We start from the raw sequence: 23,803 nt of genomic DNA, 5'->3' as shown, positions 1-23,803 counted from the left end.
AAGGAATCAAGAATAAATTTCTTGATTCCTTTTGTTTTATCAATACATAGAAAATCGATTGGTGAGGACGGGGCGACTCCTGTGGAAACGCACGCATAGTAAGATGCAACAAACCGCGAGTTAGTGAGGGTTGCGGCTTGCATTGTGCTCACGGAAAGCATCCGACCGTAGCAGAAATCAACCCCAAAAAGAAGTTATTGAAAGGAGCTACTATCATTACCTAACCAGTTGATTGGAGCGGAGGGCGGCGACTCCTGCGGGAACGCACGCATAGTAAGACGCGTGCATTCCGCGCGTAGCGGAAATCAACGTTAAAGTATGGTACACAGGATTTTACCTTTTTCAATCCGTGCAGCTATATTTTTACCATTTATTTATCTGCTTTTTTAAAAATTATTGCTTCTAAGAATAGAAATGAAAAAGCTATAATATGGACATAGAGGTGAATGGAAATGAAAAAAGATCGTGGCAAAGTTTGGTTAGGTGTTGCGGGTTGCACAGTTAATGAGCATGGACAATGGCTCGTCGTTAAAAAGGCCTATAGTGGTTTAAAAGGTCGATGGTCATTACCAGCGGGGTTTGTCAATGCAGGAGAAACAGTAGATGAAGCGGTTGTTCGAGAGCTAAAAGAGGAAACTGGCATCGATTGTTATGTTTCGGGCTTAATAGGTTTTCGTACAGGTGTTATTCGTGGTGAAATTAGTGATAATATGGCCATCTTTTATTGTAAGATGAAGGACGAACAACAACAGCTATTTATCCAAGAAGATGAAATATTAGAAGCTAAATGGCTGTATCCTAGTGAGCTTGCGCAGGATGAAATGACATCTGTTATGTTAAAGGAAATGGTGGCTAATCCATTTGAACAACACCAATTAGATGCCATCGAAGGCATCGATCCCGGGGAAATATTTGGCTACACATCTTATCGTTTGTTCTTTAGAAAATAGTGGAAGAAACACTGCTGCTTTTACTAGAAGTAGGTTTTTTTCTAAAATATGACGAACATGCGAAATGAAGGATATGTTCATTGAAAGCACTCTCATAATCATGTAAACTAATGAGAGGAAAACGGAGGTTATACATACATGGGTGGTTCAGTTTCAATTGTGCAGTTAATCATTTCAATTGTGTTATTTTTCGTCATGTTTTTTGGTATTGGATTTTTATTGAATATGTTGCTGCGAATGACATGGTTAATGGCAGTTATATATCCAATTGTAGTAATCTTTATTATCGATAAAGTTAGCTTTTTAGATTATTTTTTTAAACCAGGCACAGCTTTCCCCGCATTGCTTGATAAATTTCGAGCACTGCATGTAGTAGATATTTCTATTTTATCTGGAGGCTTTGCAGGGGCAATTGTAGCAGGAATTGTTATGATTTATTTACGAAAAAGTGGATATCGCATGTTTTAACTTTACAAAGAAAAAATGGATATCTAAAAAGAGCTGGTTCGAGGATGTGAACCAACTCTTTTTTTATAGAATGAATTGATAGGTTATGATAGCGATAAAGATGCCTGTTAATGCTCCAAAAAACACCTCACTACGCTTATGACCAAGCAAAGTTTTCAACTCTTCCATTTTTTCCTGCCCATCCATCTGTGGCCAATCTTTTATATCACGTAGCAATGTTTGAAAATCTTTGCGGAGTTGATTTAATACAACCGCATGCTGTCCTGCTTGGAAACGAACACCACTTGCATCATACATAACAATGAACGAAAACATTGCGGCTATGGCGAAAACAGGTGAGTCTAAACCTGTTTCATAAGCTATCGATGTTGTTAAACCAGTAACAGAAGCTGAGTGAGAGCTAGGCATTCCTCCAGTGGATGTAAATAGGCCCCATTTTATTTGTTTAGTCATTAAAAAATGGATGGGGATTTTAACAAACTGTGCAAAGAGAACAGAAAAGAGGGCGACGAGTAGAGGGGTATTTTGAAGTATCGCCAAATTCATCACAACCTTCACTTATAATTGCCTTTATTATAACATTCATTATTTTCTAAAAGAAGAAATAGCTAAATATTACGCGCTTTTTTGAAAGTTAGGTATAATGGAAATATTGAATGGAGGAATAATTATGCATATTGTTAAAGAAGCAAAAACATTTGAATCGATTTCTACAGAATTATTAGTTGTAGGGGTTACTAAACATCGTGAACAAATGCAAGATTGGGCAAGTTTTTCAGCATTTTACGGAGATTCGCTAAATGACTGGCTTAGTGCAGGTGATGTCTCAACAGAATTAAAATCTATTACTAAATTGCCATTTGTGAAGGAACATGCCAATTTAAAACGTATTTTATTTGTTGGCTTAGATGAGCGTAAAAACTTAACAGAAGGTGACTTACGTGCTGCCTTTGGATTAGTTGGCAAAGAGCTTAAAGCTTTAAAAGTAAAGGACTATTCAATTTGGCTTGAATCATTTACTACAGAAGCAATAACTGTAGATGATGTTGCATTTATAGCAGGTGAAGGAACTACGCTAGGCTATTATTCTATTCCACATTATAAAACAACTTCAAATGAAGTAGATAAACGTATTGAAGCTGTACATTTAGTGACAACTGCTGAGGATTTAGATAAAGTTGTGGCAAGCTTTGAAGTTGGTATTATTTATGGTGATGCGGTTAATGAAGCTCGTAGTTTAATTAATTTACCACCAAATCTATTAACTGCGACAGACTTAGCAAATTATGCGCAGTCACTTGCAATTGAATATAATTTTGAAGTGGAAATTTTAGATAAAGCTCAACTAGAAGAACTGGGTATGGGTGGTATTTTAAGTGTTAATCAAGGCTCATATGAGGAACCACGTTTAATCACGTTAAAATATAAAGCAACAGAAGACTTCACTGATCCAATTGGTCTTGTTGGTAAAGGCGTTACGTATGATACGGGTGGTTATTCTTTAAAACCTAAAGATTCTATGGTTGGTATGAAGGGCGATATGGGTGGTGCAGCAGCAGTACTCGGTGCTATGAAAATTATTGGTGAACTACGCCCTAATAAAAATGTAGTGGCAGTTATTGGTTCAACTGATAATATGGTTTCTGATACAGCCTTTAAACCAGATGATGTTATTACAACATATAGTGGTAAAACAGTGGAAATTTTAAATACGGATGCTGAAGGACGTTTAGTTTTGGCAGATGCTACTACATATGCTAAACAACAAGGTGCAACAGCACTTATTGATGTTGCTACTTTAACGGGTGGTGTTATTACAGCACTTGGCCTTGATAAAACAGGTGCACTTTCAAATGATGATGCATTCTATGCTAATTTCATGGAAGCAGCACAAGAGACAGATGAGTTTGTATGGCGTATGCCATTAACAGAAAGTGATAAAAAGCGAATTCGCAAATCAGATGTTGCCGATTTGAACAACTCTCCTGGTCGCGATGGTCATATGATTTTTGGTGGTGGCTTTGTAGGCGAATTTGTTGGTGAATTACCTTGGATTCATTTAGATATTGCAGGCACGTCGGATGCAGTAGCTGCTCATGATTTAGGACCAAAAGGTGGTACGGGTGTCATGGTGCGTACATTAGCAAACTTTGTGCAACGATTAGGTGAAGAAAAATAGAGTAGGCAAAGAACTCGCGGGATATGTATCTCCCTTCATACGATAGAGAAGAAGGGAGGGAGCCTATGCGAAATTTCGGAGGTTATCCAGGAGGCGGCTTTGGTGGCGGTGGCTTCTTTTGGCCAATAGGTGTACCATTTGTTGGCGGCTTATTAGGAGGCTTTCTAGGGTCACAATTTAACCGATATCCATACTATCCATATTATCCAAACTATCGACCATATCCACCTTATCGACCAGGTCGACCATATCCGTGGAATCGTAGACCTTGGTGAATTAAACGGATGTCAGGTAGCTTACTTATAAAGAAAAAAATGCTAGGAGCAAATACTCCTAGCATTTTTTTGTTTTTACAAGAATGGATTAGCTCCAGTGTTAAAACTTTTTAAAATGAATAAAACAACGGTTGACAGAATATACTAAATTATTTATTATTCTTATTATATTACTAAGAATTAAAAATGGAAGCTGACTAGTAAACTAGAGGCTCTTATTATTCACAGGCAATTCTTTGCCTATGGATAGTATGAGTCTCTTTTTTTTATCTATAGAAAGGAGTGACATGACTTGGGGAAGGTGTACATTGTTGGAGCAGGTCCAGGAGATATTGATTTAATTACGGTGCGAGGATTGCGCTGCATTGAACAGGCTGATGTCATTTTATACGACAGACTGATTAATAAGGATTTATTAGCGTATGCGAAAAAAGGTGCCAAGTTAATATTTTGCGGTAAGTTACCGAATCGACATGCCATGATTCAGGACCATATTAATCATTCTCTTGTAAGCTACGCACAGCAAGGCTTTATTGTCACAAGGTTAAAAGGGGGTGACCCATTCGTTTTTGGTAGAGGTGCTGAGGAAGCAGAAGTGCTTGCACAACATCGTATACCATTTGAAATCGTACCTGGGATTACTTCTGGTATAGCTGCACCAGCTTATGCGGGCATTCCTGTTACACATCGGGATTTAAGTTCTAGCTTTGCAATGGTCACAGGACATATGCGAGAGGGAAAAGATGATGTTATACAGTGGGAAAGTCTTGCGAAAGGCATAGATACACTTGCGATTTACATGGGGGTTGGAAATTTACCTTATATCCAACAGCAGTTAATAAAATACGGTCGTGATGAGCAAACGCCTGTCGCACTTATTCATTGGGGAACGTGTCAGCAACAAAAAACTGTCGTCGGTACATTAGCGAATATCGTGGACGTGGCACAGCAAGAAAATATTCAAAACCCAAGCATGATAGTAATTGGTGAAGTGGTGACATTACGGGAAAAAATCCAATGGTTTGAGGAAACTTGTCCTGAAATGCCTTTAAAAGAAATTTCAGTATAGGGAAGTGTTTTAATGCAGGCTATTTTATATGTGGCACATGGTAGTCGTGTAAAAGCTGGTGTGGAGCAAGCAGTTGCATTTTTACAACGTGTGCAACAAGACGTGGATTTACCGATTCAGGAAATTTGTTTTTTAGAGCTAGCCCAGCCGACGATTGCACAAGGTATAGAAAACTGCGTACGCCAAGGGGCTACAGCTATAGCAATTATGCCTATTCTTTTGTTAGCTGCTCAGCATGCGAAGCACGATATCCCTCAGGAGATGGAAAAGGCAAAAAAACGATATCCAACAGTATGCTTTACATATGGAGAGCCACTTGGCGTACATGAGCTATTAATTGACACATTACAAATGCGAATTTTAGAAACTGAGCTGGATGCTAACAAGGCAAGTGTCTTACTCATCGGTCGTGGTAGTAGTGATCCAGCAGTTAGGGAGGATTTAGCAAAAATTGCGTTAAGACTTCGTGATAAATATAGTTATGTAGCCGTTGATACGTGCTTTTTATACGGAGCGGGTCCTAGTTTAGAAGACTGGTTAAGGCAAAGTCAACAATATAATCGACGTGTATTTATCGTGCCGTATTTATTGTTTACTGGCATTTTACGTCAAAGTATTGCCAAGCAATTGCATGGGTATGAGGAAAACAACCTGATTTTATGTAATAGCTTAGGCTATGACGACAATGTAAGGAAAGTATTAGTAGAACGTATTGTTCAATTAGTGCAACTAAATTATTTGGAGGAAGGGTGTTTTTCGTAATGGTAGATAAGAGAAAAGAAAATGTCAATCTAGCATTAGATAATGTCCGACAAATTTTAAATACAGTTAACCATGGTTCGATTACATTAATTGTACAAAATTTTTACGTTGTACAAATTGAAAAGAAAGAAAAAATTCGTCTTAGATAATTTTAATTATACGTGAGGTGGCATAGTTTGAAACTGCAAGTAATAAACAGTCCTTTTAATGAGGAGCAGGTGAAGCTATTAAATGAGCTATTACCTAATTTAACAGGAGAACAAAAAATTTGGTTAAATGGTTACTTAAGTGCCCCACTAGCAACCATCGATACTAATGTAGTAGAAGAAGCAAAATTGTCAGTTGCCCCAACAACAAAAACAGTAACATTGTTATATGGTTCACAAACTGGAAATAGCCAAGGCTTAGCTGAAAAATATGCAGCTGCATTAAAAGCTAATAATGTTGAGGTGACAGTCACTTCTTTAGCGAAGTTTAAGCCAAATAATTTAAAGAAAATAACGAATTTATTGCTCGTAGTAAGTACACATGGGGAAGGGGAACCACCTGATCAAGCAATCCAATTCTATGAATTTTTACACAGTAAGCGTGCACCTAAATTAGAGCATTTGCATTTTTCCGTACTGGCATTAGGCGATAGCTCCTATGAATTTTTCTGTAAAACAGGTCAGGATTTTGACGAGCAATTTGAAAAGCTAGGCGCAACACGTATCGTGCCACGAACAGACTGTGATATCGATTACGACGAAGCAGCTGCCAATTGGTTTACGGCTGTTCAACAGGCATTATTACAACACACAAATACGGCAACAAAAACCGATCAAAAGCAAATAGTAGAAGGTGACGCTACATATTCCCGTAAAAATCCGTATTATGCTGAAGTATTGGAAAACATCAATTTAAATGGCCGAGGCTCAAATAAGGAAACGCGTCATATTGAGTTAGCGATTGAAGGAGCAAATTTTCATTTTGAGCCTGGAGATAGCATCGGTATTCTTCCAGAAAATGATGAATCATTAGTGAACGCATTAATAACAGCATTACAGTTTAACCCACAGGCACAAGTAACTGTGTTTGATGAAGTAATGCAATTAAAAGATGCGCTACAGAAAAAGTTAGAAATTACGGTGTTATCGAAGCCACTTCTACAAAAAATCAGTGCCTATACGGTGCATGAGGAATTTGCCAAGCTAATTGAAAGTGCTACAGCTTGGAAGGACTATGCCAGAGGAAGAGATTTAGTAGATATCGCTGAAGATTTTGCTCCATTTACTTGGGATGCACAACAGTTTGTTAACCTGCTACGTAAAATACCAGCTAGACTTTATTCCATTGCGAGTAGCCAATTGGCAAATAGTGATGAGGTCCATTTAACAATTGGAAAAGTAAGCTATGAAACGAATGGCCGCGTACGTTTCGGGGTGTGCTCAGGTAGTGTTGCAGGGCGCGTTAATATTGGTGATACATTGCCAATTTATGTTCATAAAAATCCAAACTTTAGATTGCCAGAACAAGCTGATACACCAATTATTATGATTGGTGCTGGCACAGGAATTGCACCATATCGTGCATTTTTAGAGGAGCGAGAGGAATTAGGGATAGCGGGCAATACTTGGTTAATTTTTGGTGATCAGCATTTTGTAACGGATTTCCTTTATCAAACAGATTGGCAGCGTTGGCTTGCGTCAGGAATATTAGCTCAAATGGATATCGCCTTTTCTCGTGATACAGATAAAAAAATATATGTTCAACATAAAATCGAGGAGAAGGCACAAGCCTTTTACGAATGGCTGGAGCAAGGGGCTGTTATTTATGTATGTGGCGATGAAAAATCGATGGCAGCGGATGTCGATCAAACAATCCGTCGCATAATTGAGCAACAAGGGAACAAAACGCCTGAAGAAGCGAAAGCGTATATTAATGAATTGAAACAGCACAAGCGCTACCAACGTGACGTTTATTAGTAAAGGAGCGAAAAAAATGACTGAAAAAATTATTTTACCGCCACAACCTGGAACACCTAGTGATGTAGAACGCATTAAAAGTGATAGTAACTACTTACGTGGGTCACTTGAACGGACAATGAAAGATCCATTAAGCTCAGGAATTCCCGAGGATGACAATCGATTAATGAAATTCCACGGAAGCTACTTACAGGATGACCGAGATTTGCGAAATGAGCGGCAGCGTCAAAAGTTAGAGCCAGCCTATCAGTTTATGGTGCGAGTACGAACACCTGGTGGTGCTGCAACACCTGCACAGTGGCTTGTAATGGATGAGATGGCTAGAAAATATGGCAATGGATCATTAAAATTAACGACACGTCAGGCATTTCAAGTACACGGCATATTGAAATGGAATGTCAAAAAATATATGCAAGAAATCAATGAGGTATTGTTAGATTCACTTGCTGCCTGTGGAGATGTGAATCGAAATGTAATGTGTAATGTCAATCCAAACCAATCGGCATTACATGAGGAAATTTACAATTGGTCAGCAAAGTTAAGTGAACATTTATTGCCAAGAACACGTGCCTATCACGAGCTATGGCTTGATGGCGAAAAAGTAGTAGATAGCCAAGAAGAAGAAATCGAGCCTATTTACGGTGCACAATATTTACCACGTAAATTTAAAATTGGCATGGCAATTCCACCAAGCAATGATGTGGATGTTTACTCACAGGATATCGGTTTAATCGCAATCATTGAAGAAGAACAGCTAGTCGGCTTTAACGTAGCTGTTGGTGGTGGCATGGGGATGACACACGGTGACCATGAAACATATCCACAGCTTGCTCGAAGTATTGGCTTTATTACACCTGACAAATTGCTTGAAACGGCAGAGAAAATTATTACGATTCAGCGAGATTATGGTAATCGTTCAGTTCGAAAAAATGCACGTTTTAAATATACCATTGATGCGCGTGGACTCGACTGGTTTAAAGCAGAATTACATCGTCGTTTAGGTTGGGAACTACAGGAGGAGCGTCCATTTACTTTTGAACGCACTGGAGATGAATTTGGTTGGGTCAAAGGTGCTGAAGGTAAGTGGCATTACACATTATTTATTCAAAATGGGCGTATTAAAGATTTTGAGGATTACGAACTGCTAACAGGGCTGCGAGAAATCGCCAAAGTGCATACTGGAGATTTTCGATTAACACCAAATCAAAATTTAATGATTAGTAATGTATCGCAACAGCAGAAGAAAAAAATTGCTGACCTTATTGAGCAATATAAGCTAACAGATGGCGCGCATTACTCTGCACTACGCCGCAATTCAATTGCTTGTGTATCGTTACCTACGTGTGGCTTAGCAATGGCAGAGGCAGAGCGTTATTTGCCTTCACTCATTACGAAGATTGATACGATTATTGATGAAGCTGGTTTACATGATACCGAAATTGTTATTCGTATGTCTGGTTGTCCAAATGGCTGTTCACGTGCAGCAATGGGTGAAATAGGCTTTATCGGCAAAGGACCAGGCAAGTACAATATGTATCTTGGCGCAAGCTTTACAGGTAATCGGTTGAATAAAATATATCGAGAAAATATTGGGGAAGAAGAAATTTTAGCAGAATTACGTCCAATTCTTTTGCATTATGCAAAGGACCGTTTAGATGGTGAACATTTTGGCGACTTTGTTATTCGTGCAGGCTATGTAACAGCTGTCTTTGATGGTCGTAAATTTCATAACTAAAATATATGCAAAGTAGAAAAAGTGTTAGATTGACTGCCATCAATCTAACACTTTTTTGCTAGGCCATTAATGTCTACTACGACGGATTCTTTCCGCGGGAAGGTAGTATAGATACCTATCATAAGAATGACTTCCTAAATCGTAAAAATCCACTGCGCTTTCCGCGGGCACAGTGTAAGCCGCAACCCTCGCTGTCGCGCGGTTTGTTGCGTCTTACAACTTGTGCTGTTCCCGCAGGAGTCTTCGTGGATTTTTACTTGGAAAGTTATAAAATTACATTGCTAGCAAGGAAATAGATATGTGCCTGGCACCCTACCTCTGCTAAGAGGAAAAATTTACGAACACCTTCTTCCCGCGTGCACAAAATTTTAACCCAACCTTTTTAAATAGAAAAATCCTCTGGAATAAATACCTTTAATTGCTTTGGTCTTACAAATACATTGTCGCCTACTTTTAGCAAGAGATTGGTAAATTGATCTTTTGTCAGCTCTGCCTCTAAAAATTCATCAATATCAAGACGACGCAGTTCAATTTGTACGATTGGGCCGAGCAAATGAATATGGCTTATTTGAGCAGGGACAGTGCCTGGCACCGCTATTTTTTCGATTTGGATATCATGTGGTCGAACATAGCCTACAGCATCGTCCTGCGAATGTGCGTGTGTGTCTGGCACATCTATGGCAAATTCTCCATGTGTCAGCTTTCCGTTATGTAAACGCCCTTTGAAGAGGTTGACATTACCTAAGAAATCATAGACGAATGGACTTTTAGGGTTGGTATACACTTCATCTGGACTGCCAATTTGCTCAATTTTACCGTTGTTCATGACGACAATACGATCAGCCACATCGAGTGCTTCCTCTTGGTCATGCGTTACAAAAATGCTCGTTATATGAAAATCATCATGCAGCTTCCGCAACCAGCGTCTTAATTCCTTACGTACTTTCGCATCAAGTGCACCGAATGGTTCATCTAATAAAAGTACTTTAGGTTCGACAGCGAGTGCTCGAGCGAGTGCAACACGTTGACGTTGCCCGCCAGATAGCTGTGTTGGATAACGATCTGAGAAATTTTCAAGTTTAACAAGTCGCAGTAATGTCATTACTTTATCGTTTATTTCTGCTTTGCTTGGTCTAGATTTCCTTGGTCTTACTTTTAGCCCATAAGCGACATTATCAAAAACGGTCATATGGCGAAAAAGCGCATAGTGCTGAAATACAAAGCCAACGTTGCGTTCCTTTGGATGATGATTAGTAATCGTTTGACCGTCAAATAAAATTTCGCCGACATCCGAAGCTTCAAGTCCTGCTATTACACGCAGTAATGACGTTTTACCAGAACCAGAAGGACCTAGCAGTGCTACCAATTCACCAGATTGGATATCGATGGATACATCTTGTAGTGCTTGAAAAGAACCAAATTTCTTTGATACATTTTGAATTTGTATACTCAAGCAAGTAAACCTCCTTTAAATTGATTTTGATTTCCACGCAACAATATCTTTTATAATAAGCGTGATGATGGCTAGCACACTCATTAATGATGCAACAGCAAAGGCTGCTGAAAATTGATATTCATTGTATAAAATTTCGATATGAAGTGGCATCGTATTCGTCATGCCCCGAATATGACCTGATACAACAGAAACAGCACCGAATTCACCAATAGCACGGGCATTACACAATATTAAGCCATATAATAACCCCCATTTAATGTTGGGTAATGTAACATACCAAAACGTTTTAAAGCCATTCGCACCGAGAGAAATAGAAGCCTCTTCCTCGGATGTTCCTTGTGCCTGCATTAATGGCACAAGCTCTCTTGCTACGAAGGGCAAAGTAACAAAAATAGTAGCAAGTACAATGCCTGGTAAGGCAAATACGATTTTAATATCATTGGCAAATAGCCAGTTCCCAAAAAGACCTTGTGCACCGAATAGCAATATAAACACTAAACCTGCGATAACTGGTGACACAGCAAAAGGTAAGTCAATGACCGTAAGTAATAGATTTTTTCCCTTATAGTTAAATTTCGTTAGTACCCAAGCGGCCATTATACCGAACATTGCATTTAAAGGAACTGCGATTGCTACTACAGTTAAAGTTAACTTTATAGCAGCTAATGCATCTGGATGGGTAATGGCTGCAAAATAAACATCTGCTCCTTTTTGAAAAGCTGTTATAAAAATGGAAACGAGGGGAAGAACGATAAAACATGCTAAAAAAGCAAGCGCAATAAAAGTTAATACATAACGAACAATGCGAGGCTCCTGAAGGGCAGCTGGCTTTGCCGTGGCAATATGTGATTTACGAGCAAATGGTTCGATTACCGTTGATTGATCCATAAATACCTCCTCCTAATGTACAAAGCGACGGTTTGCCAGCCACTGTATCAAATTTATGGTGAATAATAAGACAAAGGATGTAATAAGCATGACAGCCGCGATAGATGTAGCGCCTGCATAGTCATATTGTTCAAGCTTAGTCATAATAATTAACGGTGTAATTTCCGTCTTCATCGGCATATTTCCCGCAATAAAGACAACTGATCCATATTCCCCTAAGGCACGTGCAAAGGCTAACGAAAAGCCTGTTAAAATAGCAGGTGCCAGTTCAGGGAAAATAATTTTCGTGACGGTTTGGAGACGGGTTGCTCCAAGACTTGCCGAGGCTTCTTCGACTTCAGTACTTATATTTTGTAAAACAGGTTGCACAGTGCGCACTACAAATGGAAGTCCAATAAAGGTTAGCGCAATGATAATACCAAGTGGTGTAAAGGCAATTTTAAAATCGAAAAATTGCCCGATCCAGCCATTCGGGGCATAAAGAGATGTTAACGCAATTCCTGCTACAGCTGTAGGTAAAGCAAATGGTAAATCTACGAGACCGTCAATGATGCGCTTGAACGGAAAATCGTAGCGCACAAGTACCCAAGCGATAATGGTACCAAAGACGACATTAAGTAACCCAGCGGCTAACGCTGTGCCAAAGCTAAGCTTATAGGAAGCAACGGCACGAGGATCGGTTATAATGGTCACAAACTCAGCCCAGCTCAAGGACATCGTTTGAATAAAAATCATTGCTAAAGGCAAGAGCACAAGCAAACTAACGTATAGCATTGTATAACCAAGAGAAAGATGGAAGCCAGGAATAACACGTGCAGGCTTCTTTTTTACTGTTAGGCTACTCATCATATGCCTCCTTATTGTGGGACGTAAATTTCATCGAACGTGCCGCCGTCTTTAAAATGCTTCGACTGTGCTTCTGTCCAACCGCCAAAATCTTCAATTGATATGAGTTCAAGCTGAGGAAATTGATTTTGATATTTTGCTAAAATTTCTTCATTGCGTGGTCGGTAATAGTTTTTTGCAGCAATTTCTTGCCCAATATCGCTATATAAATGTTGTAAGTATGCTTCTGCCACTTTGCGTGTTCCTTTTTTATCTACAATTTTGTCAACAATTGCGACAGGGGGCTCTGCTAAAATACTCAATGAAGGTGTAACGATTTCAAATTCGTCCTCCCCTAATTCATTGAGAGATAAATAGGCTTCATTTTCCCAAGCAATTAATACATCACCTATTTTCCTTTCAACAAACGTAGTCGTTGCGCCTCGAGCACCAGAGTCAAGTACTTCCACATTGCTATACAATGCCTTCATGAACTCCTTTATTTGCTTCTCGTCATTGTTATACAACTTCGCAGCATACCCCCATGCGGCTAAGTAATTCCAACGTGCACCGCCTGAAGTTTTAGGATTTGGTGTGATGACTGATACGTCGTCTTTTGTTAAATCACGCCAATCTTGTATAGCTTTTGGATTGCCCTTTCGAACTAAAAAAACAATTGTGGAAGTGTATGGTGTAGAATTATTTTCAAATTCTGTTTGCCAGTCTTTGTTTAGTAAATCGCGAGCTTGTGCAATTTCATCAATATCGTAGGCAAGTGCAAGTGTTACAACATCAGCTTCTTGACCATCAATGACTGCGCGTCCTTGTTTACCAGAACCACCATGCGATTGATGAATCTTCACATCTTGACCTGTTTCATTTTTCCACTTGGCAATAAAGTCTTTATTAAATTCGTCATAAAGCTCACGTGTTGGATCATAAGAAACATTTAGTAGCTCAACTGGCTTTTTTATGTCTTCCGTACTAGTATCGTTTTCTGTGGACGCGCTATTACATCCTGTTAACAGTAAAGTTAAGCCAGATAACAGTACGAACGATTGGAAAATATGCTTTCTTTTTTTCATCCAAAATCTCCCCTTTTTCATCAAAAGAACATAAAAGGCCATCTGTCAAAAACGTGTACAAACACATTTTGAGTAGATGGCCTTCAGATCCTCTGATCAGCATTTTTTTGTTTTAATTAGCTTATTACCACATTAAACATATATTTCCTATTAGTCAACAAGGAATTAAAAAAAATTCTCTTTTTAGACAGACAAGTATGTGTCATGCAATTGCTGAGTAGCAAAGGGCGAATGACGTGAATAATATTATTTGAAGGTGCCACTAAATGGGAGAGAAGACGATATTGCAGAAAAAAGTTCAGATTTTTAGAAAACCTAGTTGACTACTAGGTGTAATTTAGTATATATTTGGTAATAAGAAATTGATTGATAAATGAGGTACAAGATTACTAGTTTACAATCATCCATAAAAGCTGGCTAGTCAAACTAGAGGCGTTTTAACGAAGACACACTACCATAATTGTGTCTGTTGTTAAAACGCCTTTTTCTATATCCGAAAATGTTTCGAGGGGGATTACATGTTAACGTATGCAACTTGGCAGGAGCCAACGACTAACTTTGGAGTGGATGAAACCTTTAAAGGTGCACTAGAGGTTTTACAATGGAGCTATGCACAATATGGGGATGACATCGTGTATGCTTGTAGCTTTGGTATAGAGGGAATCGTCTTAATCGATCTGATCTCAAAGGTTAAACCTAATGCTACTATTGTTTTTTTAGACACAGATGTCCATTTTAAGGAAACATATGACACGATTGAAAGAGTTAAGAAAAAATATCCACAGCTTAATATCATCTTGCAGAAACCTAAGCTTACGCTTGATGAGCAAAAGGCTCAATATGGAGATGAATTATGGAAGTCCAACCCTAATAAGTGCTGTGATATTCGAAAAATTAAGCCGTTGCATGAGGCTTTATCAGGAGCTACTGCTTGGATTTCAGGTTTGCGCAGGGAACAATCACCGACACGACAACAGACGAATTTTATTAATCGTGATGATAAATTTAAGTCGATTAAAATTTGTCCGCTCATTCACTGGTCGTGGAAAGATGTATGGCGTTATGTATCAAAGCATGATTTAACTTATAATCCGCTACATGATCAAGGCTATCCGAGCATTGGCTGTGAACACTGCACACAACCAGCATTTACAATGGATGACCTACGTGCAGGCAGATGGCAAGGATCTGCTAAAACTGAATGTGGGTTACATGAATAGGGGCGGTTAAATGATGCTGGAATATATTGCGATAGCCATTAGTTTATTTTTTGCAATGAATATTGGTGCAAGTGGAGCTGCCGCTTCAATGGGTGTAGCCTACGGAGCGGGGGCTATTAAAAAAGCTTGGCACGCATTACTAATTTGTGCAGTAGGGGTTTTTGCAGGCGCCATTTTAGGTGGTGGGGAAGTTGTAAAAACGATAAGCTCAGGGATTATGCCACAAGAGTATATAACTGTAAAAATCGTTGTGATTATATTAATTTCTGCCACAAGCTCATTGTTCCTTGCCAATTTACTAGGTATTCCATTATCAACAAGTGAAGTTACTGTAGGGGCAGTCGTTGGTGTAGGAATTGCTTATCGTGTGCTATATGTCAAATCATTACTTGTTATTATGGCCTTTTGGGTCATCGTTCCTCTGATTGCATTTGTTATTGCACTCGTAGTTGGCAAGTTACTTTATAGATATCGAGGAAAGAGCTTTTTGGCAAACCATCCGTTGTTAACAGTGCTCCTTGTACTTGCAGGATTTTTTGAAGCCTTTTCAGCAGGTATGAATAATGTCGCCAATGCTGTTGGCCCACTCGTAGGTGCTGGGATGATAACTGTCACAAATGGCATATGGCTTGGTGGTGCATTTGTTGCACTAGGGGCAATGCTATTAGGAAGACGCGTACTCGAAACAAATGGGAAAAAGATTGTTCGCTTTGAGAAAGCTGAGGGCATTTTAATTTCAAGTACAGGTGCATTGCTTGTCGGTATCAGTTCATTGTTTGGGTTGCCTGTACCACTAACACAAGTAACGTCATCCTCTATCATTGGCATAGGGATGGCGAAAAGCGGCAAACAAATTTTTCATAAGCACATCGTAAAAAAAATTATGTGTATTTGGATTGTTTCACCTATTTTTTCATTAGCCATTTCTTATAGTCTAGTTCAGTTATTTATGGAGAAAGATTTATATGCCATCGTCATAATGGGAAGCGTCATAATCGGAACGCTGGGTGCAATTAGTTTAATGCGAACAATGCGTGAAGAAGAACGGTCAATATACGATGCAGGTGAAGGTATTTAACTATAAAACATACTATTTAAATCAATTTAGGGGGAATGAAAATGACGTTACAACCACATGGCGGAGCTTTAGTGCAAGCCTATCATCCACAAAAATCGATAGTACATATTACAAAGGAGATCGAATTGGATGCAATCGCATTAAGCGATTTAGAGTTAATTGCAATTGGTGGATATAGCCCAATCGATGGCTTTTTCACTAAAAATGATTACGAATCTGTCGTTGAACATACAAGGTTGGCCTCTGGCATTGTGTGGAGTATTCCTATTACACTTCCTGTTGACAAAGAGTTGGCTGCAACATTACAGCCAGGAGATGAAGCGAAATTAGTATATGGCAACGTTGTTTATGGAATTATTGATATTACTGATATATATGAGCCAGATAAACAAAAAGAGGCATTACTCGTTTACGGTACACAGGATTTAGCACATCCTGGCGTGAAAAAGCTCCATGAGCGGCAGGCCATATATGTAGGCGGTAAAATTACATTAATTAAGCGCCTTGAGCAAAAATTCCCTACGTATTCATTTGATCCAAAGGAAACACGTCAGCTATTTAAGGAGAAGGGTTGGCAAACTATTGTGGGCTTCCAAACACGTAATCCAGTCCATCGTGCACATGAGTATATTCAAAAGGCGGCATTAGAAACAATTGATGGCTTATTTTTAAATCCATTAGTTGGTGAAACGAAGTCGGATGATGTATCAGCTACGATACGTATGGAGAGCTATGAGGTGCTATTAAAAAATTACTATCCTCAAAATCGTGTGCAATTAGGTGTCTTTCCAGCAGCTATGCGTTATGCAGGACCAAAGGAAGCTATTTTCCATGCACTTGTGCGAAAAAATTACGGCTGCACCCATTTTATTGTAGGACGTGATCATGCTGGTGTAGGCGATTATTATGGCACATATGATGCACAAAAAATCTTTGAACAATTTACAGAAGATGAGCTTGGTATAGTACCGTTAAAGTTTGAGCATAGTTTCTATTGCACTACATGTGAAGGGATGGCAACAACCAAAACATGCCCGCATGATAGCGCATCCCATGTTATTTTATCTGGTACGAAGGTGCGCGAAATGCTGCGAAACGGGGAAGTACCTCCAAGTACATTTAGCCGCAAAGAAGTGGTCGATGTTCTGATTAAAGGAATGCGTCAGGAGGTTTTAAAATGAGCTCTAATATCGTTTGGCATGAATCATCCATTACAAAAGAAGAACGCCGCACTCAAAATAAACATCAAAGCTTTATTTTATGGTTTACAGGGCTATCAGCTTCAGGGAAATCATCCGTAGCAAATGCACTTGCCCGTGCACTATTTGAACGAGGGAACCAGGCATTTGTACTTGATGGCGATAATGTACGACATGGTTTAAATAATGATTTAGGCTTTGATGAAGTAAGCCGTAAGGAGAATATTAGACGTATCGGGGAAGTTGCCAAGCTTTTTGTGGAAAGTGGTCAAATTGTACTTACAGCCTTTATTTCACCTTATAGAGAGGATCGCCAAGTTGTTCGAAAACTTGTGGAAGAGGGAGAATTTTTAGAGGTGTATGTTAGCTGCTCTGTAGAAACGTGTGAGCAGCGCGATCCAAAAGGTCTTTATAAAAAAGCTCGCAATGCAGAAATTGCTAATTTTACAGGTATTAGTGCGCCATATGAAGAACCAGAACATCCCGAATTTATTTTGGACACTGAGCGCTATTCTATTGAGGAATGTGTCGAGCAGCTCACGACGTTTTTAACGGCGAAGGGCTATATTTAAATGGTATATCGCCGATAAAAGTCCGCGAATCGCCGATTAAACTTGAGAAATCGCCGATAAAAGACAGTGAATCGCCGATAAACCTGCGGAGAGTAACGACATAGAAAAAGTGTTAGATTGATTGCAGTCAATCTAACACTTTTTGTTTTTGTTTAAGTCTTTTTATTTGATACCTTGTTCTTTTTTCATTTTATCAATCTCAGGACCTAGCTCGTCACGAACTGTTCCTTTCCAAGGTTTCACCCCTGCTATATAGGAGGAACGGGTCATAATATGTCCACCGACAGGGCCTGTAATAAAGAGAAACAATATACCGAGTAAAATACGAGGGTTAAAATGATCCTCGATAAGCCAAAAGTGAAAGAATACACCAATCAATACACACATAACACCGAGTGTTGCACTTTTAGAAGCGGCATGTGCCCGTGTATACAAATCTGGTAATCGAATGAGCCCTATAGCTGTTACGACGATAAATAGTACTCCGATAGAAATGAACAGAATAACTAAAGTATTAGCGAGAATTGTCACGTTTAATGATGTCTCCTTTCTCTATGAATTTAGAGAAAGCAACTGTACCGATGAACGATAAAATCGCTAACAATAATACAATTTCTAAAAAGAAGCTCGTTTCCACTAAAATCGAAAATAACGCGATTAATGAAATGAGTGATACCCCTAAGGAATCAAGTGCTACGACGCGATCGGACGCAGATGGTCCTTTCACCATACGGAAAATCACAGCTATCATTGATAAGCAAATCACTACGATCGCTGCAATAATAAACGTCATCATGATTTACTCACCTCCAAAATGGCTTTTTCAAAAGAGTCTCGGATGGATGCAATGGCATCGTCCACATCACTAATATCAATAGCATGGACAAACAATGTTTTGGCATCATCCGATACATGTACGACGACGGTTCCTGGTGTTAATGTAATGAGACTCGATAATAATGTAATTTCCCAATCTTCTTTTAAGACAGTTGGATAAGCAAAGAAGGCAGGTTGCATATCTAGCTTAGGTTTTAGCACAACTTTTAGTACTTGAATATTTGCTAATATTAACTCCTTAAAGAACAGGATCGTAAGTTTAATGATTGCCCATATACGGAAAACATAGAGCCTTTTAAAAAAGAATCTCCTCATAATCACGAGCAAAATAATACCGAGAATGAAGCCTACTATAAAGCCTGTTGCTGTATAGTTCGATGAAAGAAACATCCAAACGAAGGCAAGAGCAAAGTTTAAAATAATTTGAAATGCCATAGCTCTAATCCTCCTTCATTACAGCATCTATATAAATAGATGGGTCATTTAATAGTTTTGCAGCATCATCCATAAATGGTGTAATCCACTCTGAACCGACACCGTATGCTACTGTAATAAGCACTAATACGACAGTTGGCACAAAAAGGGTAGTATATACTTTTTTATCGACAGTACCTGTTGTTTCTTTTTCCTCACCCCAGAAGGCATAAAGGAAAATACGAATAACAGAAAGTAACACAAGTAAAGAGGAGGCTAAAATAAAAATACTACTCCACATGCTTCCAGCCTCAAAGCCCCCTTGAACGATTAACAGCTTGCCCACAAAACCACTAAGTGGGGGAATGCCAGCTAAACCGAAGGCAGCTATTAAATAAAACCAGCCTAGCACAGGGTACTTTTTCATAAGACCGCCCATCTTACGTAAATCTGATGTGCCTGTAATGTAAATGACAATACCAATCAACATAAAGAGAGCAGCTTTAATTAGCATGTCATGGATTAAGTAAAACATCGCACCCTTTAACGCTACTTCATTCATTTGAGATACACCAAATAAAATGACACCGACTGCAATTACAATGTTGTAGATAATAATAAGTTTGACATCGAAATAGGCAAGTGCCCCGATACAGCCTGCAATAATCGTTCCAATCGCTAATATCATTAACAAATGATGTGTATACGATAAATCATGGACGAAAAATAATGTATATGTGCGAGTAATCGCATAAACGCCAACTTTTGTTAAAAGTGCCCCAAATAGTGTTAACACAGGAATTGGTGCAGCTGCATATGAAGTTGGAAGCCAGAAGTAAAGCGGGAAAATCGCCGCTTTTAAACCAAATACCATTAAAAATAACACAGCAATAACGGTTATGATACCTGGCTGATTAATGTCGCTAATTTTCACTGCAATGTCTGCCATATTCAATGTGCCTACAACGGAGTAAAGAAAAGCTACCGTAATAACAAACAATGCAGAAGAAATGACATTGATTAAAATATATTTAATGGAGCCTTTCAGTTGTCCTTTTTCTCCACCTAGTACAATTAATAAATACGACGCCATTAACAGTACTTCAAAGAATACGAATAAGTTAAAAATATCCCCTGTCGTAAATGCGCCATTCACACCTGTTAAAATAAACATAATACCAGGGTAATAGAAAAAGCGTTCTCGCTCTTTTGTGATAGAACCAAAGCCATACCACACAACGAAGAATGCAATGAGCAATGTCGTTGTTACTAATAGTGCTGACATCATATCAGAAACCATTGTTATACCATAAGGTACTGGCCAATTCCCGAATGTCACCTTTTGCAGACCATCATGTTTTACTTTCATCAATAGGGAAATGGCTGATATGAAAGCGAGTAGGATTCCCAGTAAAGCAAACGAGCGCTGATATTTTAAATTTTTCTGCCCAAACATTAAAATCATACCGAAGAAGAACGGAATGATGATTGGTAGTAAAAGGAAGTTATTCATCCTCATCACTTCCTCTCATTAAACTAATATCATCAGTTTCTAGCTCCTGATACGAGCGATAGGCAAGTACTAGGAAGAAAGCCGTTACCCCAAAACTAATAACAATCGCGGTTAAAATTAAAGCTTGTGGTAAAGGGTCCGCAAATGTTTTGGCCCCATCTTTTAATACAGGAGGAGCTTCCCCTGTCAGTCCACCCATTGTTAAAATGAGTAAATGTGCACCGTGACTTAAAAGTCCAGTACCAATAATAATGCGTAATAAGCTTTTCGATAATATTAAATAAACAGCTGCCATAAACAAAAAGCCAATGACAAACGCCATAATTATTTCCATTATTCATCCTCTCCAATCGTTTGAATAATGGTCATCGTAACGCCAACAACAACCAAGTAAACACCGCTGTCAAAAAGCATGGCAGTGTGTAAGGATTGCTTACCTAGAAGCGGTAAATCGAAATAATCAAAGAAATGTGTGAAAAATGGTTTCCCTAAAAACATAGGGAATGCCGCTGTTGCAAGTGCCAATAATAAGCCCGTTGCAGTTAAATACGTATAGTTAATCGGTAAAACATTGCGTACAGTGTTTAAATCAAAGGCAAGTACTAAAAGCACGATGGCACTGGATGTTAAAAGTCCACCAACAAAGCCTCCACCTGGTGTATAATGACCAGCTAAAAAAATATGAATGGAGAAGAAGAAAATAATGAAGAATACAATTTTAGCTGTAAATTGTATTATCACATCATTTGTTTTCATGCGATTTCTCCTTTCTATTCATACGCAGCTTAATCATTGCTAAAATTGCCATTCCAGCAATACCTAACACGGTAATTTCAAATAATGTATCAAAGCCACGGTAGTCTACTAAAATAACATTGACGATATTGCCGCCACCCGCTAAAGAATAGACGGTTTCTTCGTAATATTTTGAGATAGTCGGCACAAGCTTTTGAGAATGTGCCGATAAAGCTATAAGCGTCACCATCACACCAACTGCGATGGAGATAACTGCACGATTTAACTGAAAGCGCATGCGTTCCTCACGTTTTCCGAGTTTCGGAAGATGATAAAACGCCAATAAAAATAATGCAACAGAAATAGTTTCAATTACTAGCTGTGTTAATGCTAAATCAGGTGCATTGAACATAACGAAGAATAATGCAACAGTGTAACCGACAGAGCCAAGTCCAATAATTGCTGTAAGACGTGACTTCGCAAAAATAGTTATCGCTGTGCCGATAATTAACACGACAATTAAAATTAATTGGTAAGATCGAATTGGTGCCGCACCTTCAAATGATAATGAAAAGGCATCCTTGGCAAATAATGTCCCAATGGAAATAACGGCAATAGCACTAAACATATACAATAAGTAGTGGCGCATTGAACCAGTCATATAAAGACGGGATACACGATTTAATCCGACATCTAAACCGTACATTGCTTTGTCATAGGCATTATTGAGCGTAAGAGCACGTGGGAATAGATTATAAATGCCTTGCCATTTAGGTAAGCCAACAAATAAAAGGACACCTATAATGACAATACCGATAGTCATGATTAATTCTGGTGTTAGACCCCCATGCCAGGCAGCCACGTGAATATTGATATCTTCAGGAAGATCATATAAAAAAGGCTGAATAGCTTGTACTGCTGGTTTGACAAACGTATCCCCAATAATATTAGGGATGAAGAAAATAATGACTACTAATGATGCTAAAATCATCGGTGATATTAGCATACCAATTGGCGCCTCATGTGGTTTATTCGTGTAAAGCTCTGGTTTATATTTTCCTGTAAATGTTCTAAATACAAAGTAGAAACTATAAATAAACGTAAAAATACTCGCTATCCAAGCAACGATAGGGAAGAGAACACCCCATGTATCAAAACCAAAAAATTCAAAATTTTGAAGTGCTAACATAGCTGTTAAAAACATTTCCTTACTTAGAAAACCATTAAATGGTGGTAAACCTGCCATTGAGAAGCTGCCAATAGCCGCCACTGTAAAGCTAAGCGGCATAATGCTCATTAATCCTCCAAGCTTACGAATATCACGAGTACCTGTTTCATGATCAATAATCCCCGCAATCATGAATAAGCTACCTTTAAATGTGGCATGGTTGATTAGGTGGAAAATGGCTGCAAAGGCCGCATATTTAAACACTGAATCAGCTGCACCGTTTACATGAAATGCAACTGCCCCAGCGCCGAGTAACGACATAATTAATCCAAGCTGACTGACAGTAGAAAATGCTAAAATTCCTTTTAAATCGGTTTGTTTTACTGCAAAGAACGAACCCCAGAATAGTGTTAACAAACCTATTCCTGTAACAAGCCAAACCCATAGCTCAGAAGCTGCAAAAATTGGTGTAAAGCGAGCAACTAAGTAAATGCCTGCTTTTACCATTGTTGCAGAGTGTAAGTATGCGCTGACAGGTGTCGGTGCTTCCATGGCATCTGGTAACCAAATGTAGAATGGGAATTGTGCAGATTTTGTAAATGCGCCTAGGAGTAATAAAACAAGTGCCCATGTGAACAATGGATGTTGCACTAGGTTTGGTGCCATTGCAATGAGTTCACGAATTGAATATGTTCCACCCATTAAATAAAGAAGGATAAATCCTCCTAACATCATTAAGCCGCCAAAGACTGTAATCATCATGGATTTTAGTGCACCAAAGCGAGAAGCATCACGTGTGTACCAATATCCAATAAGTAGGAATGATGAAATCGACGTTAACTCCCAGAAGAAGTACAATGAAATTAAATGGTCAGATTGTACAACCCCGAGCATTGCAGTCATAAATAATAATAAGTAAACATAAAAATTATGTAGTTTTTCTTTATGTTTATCTAAGTAGAAAATGGAGTAAAGCACAACGAGTGAGCCAATTCCTGTAATGAGTAACGAAAACAGTAAACTAAGTCCATCTAAATACGATACGATCGAAATATCGAGCGATGGAATCCAAGGTATCCCATCATAAAACACTTCTCCTTGGGCAACTCTCGCTATATAAGTTGCGTAAATAACGGCGAGTGTCGCAGGCACTGCAAGAACAAACCAGCCTGTGTGAATATTTTTAATGCTTTTATATATAAAAGGCACAAATATTGCAGCAAGCATCGGGATGAAAATATAGAGTACTTGTAACAAAAAAATCCTCCTTTATGCAGGTAAGTGTAATAATTATAACGTACTTTCGTAGGGAATGCATATGGCCTAACAGGATTTAGCTTGGATAGCAGGGGAATTTTAGCTATATTATAAATAGGAAGTTATCAAAAAAAAACAGAGGAAAAAATTTTTT

The 23,803-nt window shown here is 38.7% G+C and carries 25 protein-coding genes; 13 read left to right on the top strand and 12 right to left on the bottom strand.

Going from position 1 to position 23,803, the window contains the following annotated elements:
• Positions 1-452 precede the first annotated feature (452 nt).
• Together FH508_RS19050 and FH508_RS19045 are read left to right on the top strand one after the other, a co-directional pair.
• Entirely contained in the window at positions 453-950 is a 498-nt protein-coding gene (locus tag FH508_RS19050; RefSeq protein ID WP_173479774.1) for an NUDIX hydrolase, read from the top strand.
• A gap of 138 nt (positions 951-1,088) precedes the next feature.
• Positions 1,089-1,418, top strand: a complete 330-nt coding sequence (locus tag FH508_RS19045; protein ID WP_173479773.1) for a YuiB family protein — start codon at positions 1,089-1,091, stop codon at positions 1,416-1,418.
• Positions 1,419-1,481: 63 nt separating this feature from the next.
• Here the strand turns inward: FH508_RS19045 and FH508_RS19040 are convergent, their stop codons facing one another.
• Positions 1,482-1,964: a divergent PAP2 family protein gene (locus tag FH508_RS19040; RefSeq protein WP_173479772.1), complete on the bottom strand. Its 483-nt coding sequence runs from the start codon at positions 1,962-1,964 to the stop codon at positions 1,482-1,484.
• Positions 1,965-2,088: 124 nt separating this feature from the next.
• Here FH508_RS19040 and FH508_RS19035 point away from each other — a divergent pair, with 124 nt between their 5' ends.
• From FH508_RS19035 to cysI, 7 genes are all read left to right on the top strand, one after another.
• Positions 2,089-3,597, top strand: a complete 1,509-nt coding sequence (locus tag FH508_RS19035; RefSeq protein WP_173479771.1) for a leucyl aminopeptidase — start codon at positions 2,089-2,091, stop codon at positions 3,595-3,597.
• A 65-nt stretch (positions 3,598-3,662) separates the two neighbouring features.
• Positions 3,663-3,872 (top strand): uroporphyrin-III methyltransferase, encoded by a 210-nt coding sequence (locus FH508_RS19030; RefSeq protein WP_173479770.1) that lies wholly within the window; start codon positions 3,663-3,665, stop codon positions 3,870-3,872.
• A 292-nt stretch (positions 3,873-4,164) separates the two neighbouring features.
• Positions 4,165-4,941, top strand: coding sequence for a uroporphyrinogen-III C-methyltransferase (gene cobA, locus FH508_RS19025; RefSeq protein ID WP_173479769.1), 777 nt, complete (start codon positions 4,165-4,167; stop codon positions 4,939-4,941).
• 12 nt (positions 4,942-4,953) lie between these two features.
• Complete coding sequence (locus FH508_RS19020) at positions 4,954-5,703, top strand: sirohydrochlorin chelatase (protein ID WP_173479768.1); 750 nt, start codon at positions 4,954-4,956, stop codon at positions 5,701-5,703.
• Positions 5,703-5,852 carry a YezD family protein gene (locus FH508_RS19015; RefSeq protein WP_173479767.1) on the top strand — a complete coding sequence of 50 codons (150 nt, stop codon included), beginning with the start codon at positions 5,703-5,705 and terminating at the stop codon, positions 5,850-5,852. The genes FH508_RS19020 and FH508_RS19015 overlap by 1 nt, the downstream gene beginning before the upstream one ends.
• Positions 5,853-5,879: 27 nt before the next feature.
• Positions 5,880-7,667, top strand: a complete 1,788-nt coding sequence (locus FH508_RS19010) for an assimilatory sulfite reductase (NADPH) flavoprotein subunit (protein ID WP_173479766.1) — start codon at positions 5,880-5,882, stop codon at positions 7,665-7,667.
• A gap of 16 nt (positions 7,668-7,683) precedes the next feature.
• Positions 7,684-9,402 (top strand): assimilatory sulfite reductase (NADPH) hemoprotein subunit, encoded by a 1,719-nt coding sequence (cysI, locus tag FH508_RS19005; RefSeq protein WP_173479765.1) that lies wholly within the window; start codon positions 7,684-7,686, stop codon positions 9,400-9,402.
• Between the two features lie 382 nt (positions 9,403-9,784).
• Here cysI and FH508_RS19000 read toward each other — a convergent pair whose 3' ends face one another.
• The 4 genes from FH508_RS19000 to FH508_RS18985 are packed head-to-tail and all read right to left on the bottom strand — an operon-like array spanning position 9,785 to position 13,656.
• Positions 9,785-10,855 carry a sulfate/molybdate ABC transporter ATP-binding protein gene (locus tag FH508_RS19000; protein WP_139860253.1) on the bottom strand — a complete coding sequence of 357 codons (1,071 nt, stop codon included), beginning with the start codon at positions 10,853-10,855 and terminating at the stop codon, positions 9,785-9,787.
• 15 nt (positions 10,856-10,870) lie between these two features.
• Positions 10,871-11,746: a sulfate ABC transporter permease subunit CysW gene (gene cysW / locus FH508_RS18995; RefSeq protein ID WP_173479764.1), complete on the bottom strand. Its 876-nt coding sequence runs from the start codon at positions 11,744-11,746 to the stop codon at positions 10,871-10,873.
• Positions 11,747-11,758: 12 nt separating this feature from the next.
• Positions 11,759-12,592 carry a sulfate ABC transporter permease subunit CysT gene (cysT, locus tag FH508_RS18990; protein ID WP_139860254.1) on the bottom strand — a complete coding sequence of 278 codons (834 nt, stop codon included), beginning with the start codon at positions 12,590-12,592 and terminating at the stop codon, positions 11,759-11,761.
• A gap of 11 nt (positions 12,593-12,603) precedes the next feature.
• On the bottom strand, positions 12,604-13,656 hold the full coding sequence (locus tag FH508_RS18985) for a sulfate ABC transporter substrate-binding protein (RefSeq protein WP_173479763.1): 1,053 nt from the start codon (positions 13,654-13,656) through the stop codon (positions 12,604-12,606).
• 518 nt (positions 13,657-14,174) lie between these two features.
• Between FH508_RS18985 and FH508_RS18980 the strand changes: the two genes are divergently transcribed.
• The 4 genes from FH508_RS18980 to cysC are packed head-to-tail and all read left to right on the top strand — an operon-like array spanning position 14,175 to position 17,725.
• A complete protein-coding gene (locus FH508_RS18980; RefSeq protein WP_173479762.1) occupies positions 14,175-14,876 on the top strand; it encodes a phosphoadenylyl-sulfate reductase in 702 nt (233 codons plus the stop codon).
• Positions 14,877-14,892: 16 nt separating this feature from the next.
• A complete protein-coding gene (locus FH508_RS18975; RefSeq protein WP_173479795.1) occupies positions 14,893-15,954 on the top strand; it encodes a sulfate permease in 1,062 nt (353 codons plus the stop codon).
• A 41-nt stretch (positions 15,955-15,995) separates the two neighbouring features.
• Entirely contained in the window at positions 15,996-17,135 is a 1,140-nt protein-coding gene (gene sat / locus FH508_RS18970; protein WP_173479761.1) for a sulfate adenylyltransferase, read from the top strand.
• A complete protein-coding gene (gene cysC / locus FH508_RS18965) occupies positions 17,132-17,725 on the top strand; it encodes an adenylyl-sulfate kinase (protein WP_139860680.1) in 594 nt (197 codons plus the stop codon). The genes sat and cysC overlap by 4 nt, the downstream gene beginning before the upstream one ends.
• 162 nt (positions 17,726-17,887) lie before the next feature.
• On the opposite strand, the gene mnhG is transcribed toward cysC, so the two are convergent.
• Genes mnhG through FH508_RS18930 form a run of 7 tightly spaced genes read right to left on the bottom strand, consistent with a single transcriptional unit; the run spans position 17,888 to position 23,649 of the window.
• Positions 17,888-18,256, bottom strand: a complete 369-nt coding sequence (gene mnhG / locus FH508_RS18960; protein ID WP_139860683.1) for a monovalent cation/H(+) antiporter subunit G — start codon at positions 18,254-18,256, stop codon at positions 17,888-17,890.
• Entirely contained in the window at positions 18,240-18,521 is a 282-nt protein-coding gene (locus FH508_RS18955) for a Na(+)/H(+) antiporter subunit F1 (RefSeq protein WP_139860686.1), read from the bottom strand. Before FH508_RS18955 ends, mnhG begins: the two co-directional genes overlap by 17 nt.
• Entirely contained in the window at positions 18,518-18,997 is a 480-nt protein-coding gene (locus FH508_RS18950) for a Na+/H+ antiporter subunit E (RefSeq protein WP_139860689.1), read from the bottom strand. The genes FH508_RS18955 and FH508_RS18950 overlap by 4 nt, the downstream gene beginning before the upstream one ends.
• Positions 18,998-19,001: 4 nt before the next feature.
• Positions 19,002-20,489, bottom strand: coding sequence for a Na+/H+ antiporter subunit D (locus FH508_RS18945; protein WP_173479760.1), 1,488 nt, complete (start codon positions 20,487-20,489; stop codon positions 19,002-19,004).
• Positions 20,482-20,823, bottom strand: a complete 342-nt coding sequence (locus tag FH508_RS18940) for a Na(+)/H(+) antiporter subunit C (protein WP_173479759.1) — start codon at positions 20,821-20,823, stop codon at positions 20,482-20,484. Before FH508_RS18940 ends, FH508_RS18945 begins: the two co-directional genes overlap by 8 nt.
• On the bottom strand, positions 20,823-21,245 hold the full coding sequence (locus FH508_RS18935; protein ID WP_173479758.1) for a Na(+)/H(+) antiporter subunit B: 423 nt from the start codon (positions 21,243-21,245) through the stop codon (positions 20,823-20,825). The genes FH508_RS18940 and FH508_RS18935 overlap by 1 nt, the downstream gene beginning before the upstream one ends.
• Entirely contained in the window at positions 21,232-23,649 is a 2,418-nt protein-coding gene (locus FH508_RS18930; RefSeq protein WP_173479757.1) for a Na+/H+ antiporter subunit A, read from the bottom strand. Before FH508_RS18930 ends, FH508_RS18935 begins: the two co-directional genes overlap by 14 nt.
• Between the last annotated feature and the right edge of the window lie 154 nt (positions 23,650-23,803).

The sequence above is a fragment of the Lysinibacillus sp. CD3-6 genome, from assembly GCF_006351725.2.
Classification (GTDB): Bacteria; Bacillota; Bacilli; order Bacillales_A; family Planococcaceae; genus Lysinibacillus.
This window is presented reverse-complemented; position numbering and strand designations above follow the sequence as displayed.

What these genes read in the sequence shown, in the direction of transcription:
- FH508_RS19035 (WP_173479771.1), top strand. Translation starts at nt 2,089, where the DNA reads ATGCATATTGTTAAAGAAGCAAAAACATTTGAATCGATTTCTACAGAA.
- FH508_RS19050 (WP_173479774.1), top strand. Translation starts at nt 453, where the DNA reads ATGAAAAAAGATCGTGGCAAAGTTTGGTTAGGTGTTGCGGGTTGCACA.
- FH508_RS18985 (WP_173479763.1), bottom strand. Translation starts at nt 13,656, where the DNA reads ATGAAAAAAAGAAAGCATATTTTCCAATCGTTCGTACTGTTATCTGGC.
- FH508_RS18945 (WP_173479760.1), bottom strand. Translation starts at nt 20,489, where the DNA reads ATGAATAACTTCCTTTTACTACCAATCATCATTCCGTTCTTCTTCGGT.
- cysW (WP_173479764.1), bottom strand. Translation starts at nt 11,746, where the DNA reads ATGGATCAATCAACGGTAATCGAACCATTTGCTCGTAAATCACATATT.
- FH508_RS18935 (WP_173479758.1), bottom strand. Translation starts at nt 21,245, where the DNA reads ATGAAAACAAATGATGTGATAATACAATTTACAGCTAAAATTGTATTC.
- FH508_RS19020 (WP_173479768.1), top strand. Translation starts at nt 4,954, where the DNA reads ATGCAGGCTATTTTATATGTGGCACATGGTAGTCGTGTAAAAGCTGGT.
- FH508_RS18980 (WP_173479762.1), top strand. Translation starts at nt 14,175, where the DNA reads ATGTTAACGTATGCAACTTGGCAGGAGCCAACGACTAACTTTGGAGTG.
- FH508_RS19040 (WP_173479772.1), bottom strand. Translation starts at nt 1,964, where the DNA reads ATGAATTTGGCGATACTTCAAAATACCCCTCTACTCGTCGCCCTCTTT.
- cysI (WP_173479765.1), top strand. Translation starts at nt 7,684, where the DNA reads ATGACTGAAAAAATTATTTTACCGCCACAACCTGGAACACCTAGTGAT.
- FH508_RS18940 (WP_173479759.1), bottom strand. Translation starts at nt 20,823, where the DNA reads ATGGAAATAATTATGGCGTTTGTCATTGGCTTTTTGTTTATGGCAGCT.
- FH508_RS19015 (WP_173479767.1), top strand. Translation starts at nt 5,703, where the DNA reads ATGGTAGATAAGAGAAAAGAAAATGTCAATCTAGCATTAGATAATGTC.
- sat (WP_173479761.1), top strand. Translation starts at nt 15,996, where the DNA reads ATGACGTTACAACCACATGGCGGAGCTTTAGTGCAAGCCTATCATCCA.
- FH508_RS18955 (WP_139860686.1), bottom strand. Translation starts at nt 18,521, where the DNA reads ATGATGACGTTTATTATTGCAGCGATCGTAGTGATTTGCTTATCAATG.
- FH508_RS19030 (WP_173479770.1), top strand. Translation starts at nt 3,663, where the DNA reads ATGCGAAATTTCGGAGGTTATCCAGGAGGCGGCTTTGGTGGCGGTGGC.
- FH508_RS18950 (WP_139860689.1), bottom strand. Translation starts at nt 18,997, where the DNA reads ATGGCATTTCAAATTATTTTAAACTTTGCTCTTGCCTTCGTTTGGATG.
- cysT (WP_139860254.1), bottom strand. Translation starts at nt 12,592, where the DNA reads ATGAGTAGCCTAACAGTAAAAAAGAAGCCTGCACGTGTTATTCCTGGC.
- cysC (WP_139860680.1), top strand. Translation starts at nt 17,132, where the DNA reads ATGAGCTCTAATATCGTTTGGCATGAATCATCCATTACAAAAGAAGAA.
- FH508_RS19045 (WP_173479773.1), top strand. Translation starts at nt 1,089, where the DNA reads ATGGGTGGTTCAGTTTCAATTGTGCAGTTAATCATTTCAATTGTGTTA.